Annotated in this window: 1 protein-coding gene and 1 pseudogene; both read right to left on the reverse strand. The window is 77.1% G+C overall.

Annotated elements, in window-relative coordinates; all coding sequences use genetic code 11:
- Positions 1–1,211, reverse strand: a pseudogene (locus ACFV5N_RS27590) (hypothetical protein); the annotation flags it as partial.
- A gap of 23 nt (positions 1,212–1,234) precedes the next feature.
- On the reverse strand, positions 1,235–1,799 hold a 565-nt coding region (locus tag ACFV5N_RS27595; protein WP_385605202.1), incomplete at its 5' end, for an SWIM zinc finger family protein.

Here is a 1,799-nt window from a genome sequence, read left to right on the forward strand (position 1 = left end):
TCGATGCCCAGCGCCGGGCCCAGATCGGCACGCAGATCGGCCGGCAGGCTCTCCGCCCGCACCGACAGTTCCTCGGCGGCGGCCGGGCCGAGCGCCGCCGCGTGCCGCAGCACCAGCCGGGTGGCCCGCCGCGCCACGTCCGGCGAGACATGGGTGAAGCCCGCGCCCGCCGCCGTCAGTAGCGCCTCCGCCCGGTCCCGGTGCCGCGGAACGGCCTTGGCCAGCCACGACAACTGCGCCGCCGCCAGCTTCCGCTCGGGGCGGAAGAGCACCACCTCGGTGGCGCCGCACGCCGCCTCCGCCGTCAGCCGGCCCGCCTCGTCCAGCCGGCGCAGCTCCGCCTGCGCCACGGCGGCCACCGGGGACGGCGCGTCGGACAGCAGCAGGGACAGCTCCCGTATCCGCTCGGCGGCCTCCTCGGCCGTCACCTCCAGCAGGGCGTACAGCCGCAGATACCCGCGCAGGCCGGCCGGCCGTCCGCCGCGCAGCAGCCGGCGCAGCGTACCGTCCAGCAGAGCCGACCGCCGCGGCCTGCCGTCCGCCGCGGCGGCCACCAGACGCTGCGCGAACGGCCCGTTCTCCAGCAGCTCGCCCAGCTCGTCCAGCGAGAACAGCAGCGGCACCATCGCATCGAGCAGCGGATCCGCCCCGAGCCCCTCGGCGGCGAACCGGCGATCGTAGGTGCGGTGCACCCACATGCGCACCACCTCGGCGCGTGGCGGCGGCGTCACGCCGGTCTCGGCCAGCAGATCGAGCATCGCCAGCCGGCAGTCCTGGCGGGCGTTGTCCTCGATGCGCAGCGCGAGCCGTTCGGCCAGCTCCCGCAGCCAGTCGGCGCTCCGCTCCCGCAGCAGGGTGAACTCGGCGGTGAACCCCTCCCCGTAGTCCCCCTGGAAGAACCGCCAGTCGGTGAGCCAGCGCGCCAGTTCGTCCGGCCCGCGCAGCACCCCGGCGCCGGCCAGCCGCAGCGCCGGCCCGCGTGCGTACACCCGCTGACGTTCCTGGGCGGCGCGCCGCTGCCGGGCGCCGCGGTGCCACAGCCACTGGTCGGCCTCGTCGCGCTCCTGCTGCCACGTCCGGCGGTAGGCCCGCAGCGGCTTGGCCAGGGCCCGCCGGTCCCGGTCGGTCAGGCCCGTGAGCACCCTCAGCACCGCCGCGGCGTCGGCGGCGTCCAGGGCCTTCTCCAGCGGACCGAACGCACCGTCCGTCATCTTCCGTCCTCCGTTGTCCGTGCTCAGTCGTTCGGGCCGGGCCGGGCGGGTGCCCCGGGCCGAGCGGCCAGCTCCGCGGCCAGCGCGTGCTTGCAGGTGCCGCGCGTGCCCCGGTAGCGCGACCACCAGGGACAGGTGCAGCCCAGCGCCTTGCCGTCGGGGGAGAGCCGCACCCGGTGGGCACGGTCCGGCATCGTCACGGTCGCGATACGGGCCGCGGCGTCGGCCCCGGCGGCGGTCTCCGGCGGCTCCGCCAGCCGCACCGCGCCGTCCGCCAGCAGGGCGCGGGCGCTGCGCAGCCGGGGGTTCAGCCGCTCCGCGCCCGCCGCGTCGTACGGCAGCTCGCGGTGGAAGTACGCCGCCTCCGCCACGTCGTAGCCCACCCGCCCCGCCGTCCCCAGCTGACCGAGGGCCGCCTTCACCCGCGGCAGCGGCAGCCCGGACAACCGGGCCAGCTCACCGGTCTCCACGGCGGGTTCGAAATCCATCAGCGCGCCGACGAGCTCCGCGTCCGCCTCCACCTGATCCGCCGCCAGGGCGTCCAGCACCGCGCCCTCGCCCGAGAACCCCCGGGTCACCTCCGGGGAC

Origin of the sequence: Streptomyces sp. NPDC059853, from assembly GCF_042731495.1 — a bacterium.
Taxonomy (GTDB): Bacteria; Actinomycetota; Actinomycetes; order Streptomycetales; family Streptomycetaceae; genus Streptomyces.